General features: G+C 65.8%; 6 protein-coding genes. 1 reads left to right on the top strand and 5 read right to left on the bottom strand.

Translation table 11 applies throughout. From position 1 onward, the window contains the following. Positions 1–28 precede the first annotated feature (28 nt). Genes TNMX_RS11180 through murI form a run of 4 tightly spaced genes read right to left on the bottom strand, consistent with a single transcriptional unit; the run spans position 29 to position 3,111 of the window. A complete protein-coding gene (locus TNMX_RS11180) occupies positions 29–1,063 on the bottom strand; it encodes a hypothetical protein (protein ID WP_038032286.1) in 1,035 nt (344 codons plus the stop codon). 13 nt (positions 1,064–1,076) lie between these two features. Next, positions 1,077–1,688 carry an XTP/dITP diphosphatase gene (locus TNMX_RS11175; RefSeq protein ID WP_015718196.1) on the bottom strand — a complete coding sequence of 204 codons (612 nt, stop codon included), beginning with the start codon at positions 1,686–1,688 and terminating at the stop codon, positions 1,077–1,079. A gap of 5 nt (positions 1,689–1,693) precedes the next feature. Next, a complete protein-coding gene (locus TNMX_RS11170; protein ID WP_015718195.1) occupies positions 1,694–2,338 on the bottom strand; it encodes a TIGR00730 family Rossman fold protein in 645 nt (214 codons plus the stop codon). Continuing rightward, positions 2,338–3,111, bottom strand: coding sequence for a glutamate racemase (gene murI / locus TNMX_RS11165; RefSeq protein ID WP_015718194.1), 774 nt, complete (start codon positions 3,109–3,111; stop codon positions 2,338–2,340). Before murI ends, TNMX_RS11170 begins: the two co-directional genes overlap by 1 nt. 76 nt (positions 3,112–3,187) lie before the next feature. Here murI and metK point away from each other — a divergent pair, with 76 nt between their 5' ends. Beyond that, positions 3,188–4,375 carry a methionine adenosyltransferase gene (gene metK, locus TNMX_RS11160; protein WP_156919461.1) on the top strand — a complete coding sequence of 396 codons (1,188 nt, stop codon included), beginning with the start codon at positions 3,188–3,190 and terminating at the stop codon, positions 4,373–4,375. 53 nt (positions 4,376–4,428) lie between these two features. Here the strand turns inward: metK and TNMX_RS11155 are convergent. Further along, the coding region (locus tag TNMX_RS11155) for a GGDEF domain-containing protein (protein WP_038032284.1) at positions 4,429–5,290 on the bottom strand (862 nt) is incomplete at its 5' end.

Genomic DNA, 5,290 nt, shown 5'->3' with positions numbered 1-5,290 from the left:
ACTCCTACTTTCTCGGGGCACAAGTCCTCTAATGCCAAAAGGCCCTGACCACCTCAAAGGCGATGAGGGCCAGGATCCCCACCTCCACCGCCTGGGTTCTCAGGTGCACCACCTCCTCGGTGACCATCTCGTAGGTGGCCTCGAGGACCCTAAGCTTCTCCTCCAGGCTCCGTTCCAGCTCGTGGGCCCCGTAAAGCTCCAAGGCGGCCCGGTAGATCTTGGCGTAGAAGAGGTCCTCGGTGATGCGCAAGGCCCCCTCCATGCGGGCGCGCACGTCGGCGATCTCCGCATGGCGGGCCATGAGGCGCCGCCTAAGGCGCTGGAGCTTGCCATAGCCCCAAAGCCCCCGGTGCCTCAGCACCTGGGGAACGGCTTCCAACTCCTGGGTGAGGACCCCGTCGTAGTAGGAAAGCTCCAGAAGCTGGGCGTGCACGAACTCCACCAGGTCGGCCACGTCCCAGATGCCCTCGGAGTCCAGGATGAAGACCCGGTCAAAGCCCAAAAGGGCCAGGTCCTCGGTGGAGTAGCTGTAGCGGTAGCGCTCCATCTCCCGCCGGACCTCGGGGGCGAACTCCTCCCTGGCCCCCATCCAAAGGGGGGTGAGGTCCACAGGGGGGGCGTGGGCTTTTTCCCCCTCGATCCCCAGGGCGTGGTAGACGGTGAACTCCTCGCTCAGGCGCTTTTCCTCGGGGTGGAGGAGGGCGCCTTGCAGGTAGGGCTCGAGGGCCAAAAGCTCCGCCAGAAAAAACCCTTCCCAGAAGGGAAGCTCGGGCAAGGCCAGGGCCTTTTCCAGAAAGGCTTCCCAGGGCACCTTCTCCCCCAGGTGCACCCGGAAGGAAAGGGAGGCCACCCCGAACTCGTAGAGCCGGGCGGTGAGGAGGCCGGAGATCCCCTCCACGCTCCTCACCCCAAGCTCCACCTGCGCCGGGGGGTTTTCGAAGCGCACCGCCCCCAGCCGGGGCCGGGAGAGGCGAAGCCTGGGGGTGGCCAGGCGGGAGAGGTCGATCTCGTCCGCCAGGTCGTAAAGGCGGTAAAGGGCGATGTGGGGCGAAAGGAGGTTCATGGAAAGGCCGGGCTCATTCCAGCTGGGAGATCTCCCGGGGAGGGGGACCCTGCTCGTAGGCTTTGAGGAGGGCCTTTATGGCCTGGCCCCGGTGGGAGTAGCGGGCCTTTTCCTCCAGGGTCATCTCCGCGAAGGTCTTACCCGCCTCGGGCACGTAGAAGAGGGGGTCGTACCCAAAGCCCCCTTCCCCCCGGGGAGCCTCGAGGATATACCCCTCCACCTGTCCCTCGTAGGTTTCCACATGCCCGTCGGGGTAGGCCAGGACCAGGACCGCCACGAAGCGGGCCTTGCGCTCCTCCCCCTTGAGGTGGCGCATCCTCTCCAGAAGGTAGACGTTCCGCTCCCGGTCGGTTTCCCTTCCCCCGTAGCGGGCGGAGTAGACCCCGGGTTCCCCCCCTAGGGCGGGCACCTCGAGGCCCGAGTCATCCGCCAGGGCGGGAAGGCCCGTGGCCTTGGCCACGTAGGCGGCTTTGAGGAGGGCGTTTTCCAGGAAGGTGGCGCCCTCCTCCTTGGGCATGCGCAGGGGAAAGTCGGCCAGGGAAAGAAGGGTCCAGCCCAGAGGAGCCAGGCCCTCCTTAAGCTCCTGCACCTTCCCGGGGTTGCTGGTGGCCAAGACCAGGCGCATCCCTTCTAGGATACTCCCTTAAGGGCCTGGACCACTTCCTCCGGGGAATCCAGTGGGGTAAGGAGGGCGAGGTCTTTGGGATCGATGGCCCCTTGTTCTTTCAGGGATTCCATCCAGCTCAGAAGCCCTTGCCAGTACCCCCGGTCCAAGGCGAAGACGGGGAAGGGGTGGACCTTCTCCGTCTGGATGAGGACCAGGACCTCGGAGAGCTCGTCCAGGGTGCCGAACCCCCCGGGCAGGAAGACGAAGGCGTGGGCGTAGCGCACGAAAAGCACCTTGCGCACGAAGAAATAGCGCAGGGTGAGGGTGTGGGTCTGGTAGGGGTTGGGCTTCTGCTCGTGGGGAAGCTCGATGTTCAGGCCCACGCTCACCCCACCTGCCTCAAAGGCCCCTCGGTTCACGGCCTCCATGACCCCACCCCCGCCGCCCGTCACCACCCCGAAGCCTGCTTCCGCTAATGCCCTTCCCAGCCGGTAGCCCAGGGTGTAGGCGGGGTGGCCTTCCCCAAAGCGGGCGGAGCCGAAGACGGAAACCAGGGGGACCTCTATCTCCGAAAGGGTTTCAAAGCCCTCCACGAACTCCGCCAGGATGCGGAAAAGCCGCCAGGCATCCTCGTGGTGAAGCTGGTCGATCAGGGGCTTCTTGGCCATCAAAGCTCCTCCAGGCTGACCTGTTTTAGCTCCTCCACCCTTACCCCCAGGCGCTCCGCCAGGTTCTGGTAGCTTTCCGGGTCCCCCGTGACGAAGTGCACCACCCGGCCTTGGCCCTCGGGGTTTAAAAGCCCCTCCTCCTTTAGGGCTTTGGCCACTGCTTCCGCCGTGGCCTCAGCGGAATCGATGAGCCTCACTCCAGGCAGGACCTTGGCCAGGGTGCCCTTCAGGAAGGGGTAGTGGGTGCAGCCCAGAATCAGGGCCTCGAGGTCCTGGGGGGCGTCCTCGAGGTAGTGCCGGGCCACCAAGAGGGCCACGGGGTCATCCCAAAGCCCTTCCTCCACCAAGGGCACGAAGAGGGGACAGGCCCTGGCCCACGAAACCCCCACGTAGCGCTCGTAGGCCCGGCTTTCCACCGTGGCCTGGGTGCCGATGAGGCCTACCTTGCCGTACCCTCGTGCGGCCTTGGCCACGGGTTCCAGCACCCCGAAGACGGGCACCGAAAGATCCTCAGCCAGATCGGGAAGGGCCGCGGAGCTTGCGGTGTTGCAGGCGACCACGATGGCCTTGACCCCTTGCCGGAGCAAAAACCCCGCGATCTCCCAGGCAAAGCGCCGCACCATGGAAAGGGGTTTACTGCCGTAGGGTACCCGGGCGGTGTCGCCGAAATAGAGGAAATCCTCCTGGGGCAGGGCCCGGCGCAAAGCGGAAAGCACCGTAAGCCCCCCTACCCCCGAGTCAAAGACGCCGATGGGCCGCCTAGGGTCCTTCACGAGCCGCCATCATACCCTGGACGGAAAGGGGGGGGTGGCTATACTATCAGGGTTGCCCCGGTGGGGGGCAAGGGAGGTGCGCAAGTTGAGGCTGGTCACGTCCGAGTCGGTCACGGAAGGGCACCCGGATAAGCTGGCGGACCGGATCTCCGACGCCATCCTGGACGCCCTGATCGCCCAGGATAAGAAGGCCCGGGTGGCGGCGGAAACCCTGGTCACCACCGGGCTGGTGTTCGTGGCGGGAGAGATCTCCACCGAGGGGTATGTGGATATCCCCGGCCTGGTGCGCAAGACGGTGAGGGAGGTGGGCTACACCCGGGCCAAGTACGGCTTTGACGCCGACACCTGCGCGGTCCTCACCGCCATCGACGAGCAGTCCCCGGACATCGCGGGCGGGGTCAACCTCTCCTACGAGTGGCGGGTCCTCAAGTCCACGGATCCTCTGGACCGCACGGGCGCGGGGGATCAAGGCCTCATGTTCGGCTACGCCACCGACGAAACCCCGGAGCTCATGCCGCTTCCCATCACCCTGGCCCACCGCCTCACCATGCGCCTGGCGGAGGTGCGCAAGACGGGGCTTCTTCCCTATCTGCGCCCCGACGGCAAGGCCCAGGTTACCGTGGTCTACGAGGGGGACAGGCCCCTTTATGTGAAAACGGTGGTGGTATCCGCCCAGCACTCCCCGGAGGTGGAGCAGGACCAGCTTCGCGAGGACCTGATCCGGGAGGTGGTGCGCCAGGCCATCCCCCCCGAGTACCTGAAGGAAGGGGAAACGGAGTACCTCATCAACCCCTCGGGCCGGTTCATCCTGGGGGGGCCCCATGCGGACACCGGGCTCACCGGGCGCAAGATCATCGTGGACACCTACGGGGGAGCGGTGCCCCACGGAGGCGGAGCCTTCAGCGGCAAGGACCCCACCAAGGTGGACCGTTCCGCCAGCTACTACGCCCGCTATATGGCCAAGAACCTGGTGGCGGCAGGCCTGGCCCGGCGGGCCCTGGTGGAGCTGGCCTACGCCATCGGCAAGGCCAGGCCCGTTTCCCTCAGGGTGGAGACCTTCGGCACCGGGACCTTGCCCGATGAAAAGCTCACGGAAATCGTGAAGCGGGTCTTTGACCCCAGGCCCTTGGCCATCATCGAGGAGCTGGACCTCCTCCGTCCCATCTACACCCCCACCAGCGCCTACGGGCATTTTGGCCGCGCGGGTTTTCCCTGGGAGGAAACCGACCGGGTGGAGGCCCTGAGGCGGGAAGCCGGCCTCTGATGCCACCCCATCCCGCCCTTGCGGGCAGGGGGCCCCGGTGGGGAGGGGTGGGTTTAACCCACCTCCACCCGGTTTTTCCCCCGGCGCTTGGCCTGGTAAAGGGCGTCGTCGGCCCGTTTGAGGAGGGAAAGGGGGGAGTCCTCCGGGTGGGCCTGGGCCACGCCAATGCTGACGGAAAGCCCTTCCACCGGGGGAATCCTTAAAGCGGCCACCGCCTGGCGCAAGCGCTCCGCCAGGCGCACCGCCTGGGCCAAGGGGGTTTCCGCAAGGAGGACGGCGAACTCCTCCCCCCCGAGGCGCACGGCCCGGTCGCTTTGCCGGAGGTGGTCTTCCAGGCAACGGGTGAGGCTTTTGAGCACCCGGTCCCCCACAGGGTGGCCGTAGCGGTCGTTAACCTGTTTGAAGTGATCCAGGTCCAGGATCAGGAGGGAGAGGGGCCGGCCATAGCGCCGGACGCGGAAGAGCTCTCTTTCCAAAACGAGGTCCAGGTAGCGCCGGTTCCTGAGGTTGGTGAGGGGGTCGGTGTAGGCATCCAGCCGGGCCTCGAGGTAGCCCTCCCTGACCCGCACCAGCATGTAGAGGAGGCCCACATAGGCCAGGTTGGCCCCGAAGAACTGGGCTAAAGCGTTGAGGTGCTCCGCATGGAGGTGGCCGCGAAAGCTCCCCAGCAGGGAAAGGAGAAAGAGGGCAAGCAGATAGAGAAGCGCAAGGCGCACGGCCTGTCGCGTTTGAAAAAAGAGGAAACTGCTAAAATACACGAAAGGAACCCAGTAGGCGGCGGGGGAGAGGCCCATGGGGTTGGGTCTGATGAGAAGCTGGTAGGCCAAGGTGGTGAGGAGGTAGCCGACCACCAGGAGATGGGCCAAGGGCAGAACCCAGGAGCTGGTACGGGGAAAGCGCCAGAGGATTATGGCC

This window comes from Thermus sp. NMX2.A1, from assembly GCF_000511705.1.
In the GTDB taxonomy this organism is placed as follows: Bacteria; Deinococcota; Deinococci; order Deinococcales; family Thermaceae; genus Thermus; species Thermus scotoductus.
This window is presented reverse-complemented; position numbering and strand designations above follow the sequence as displayed.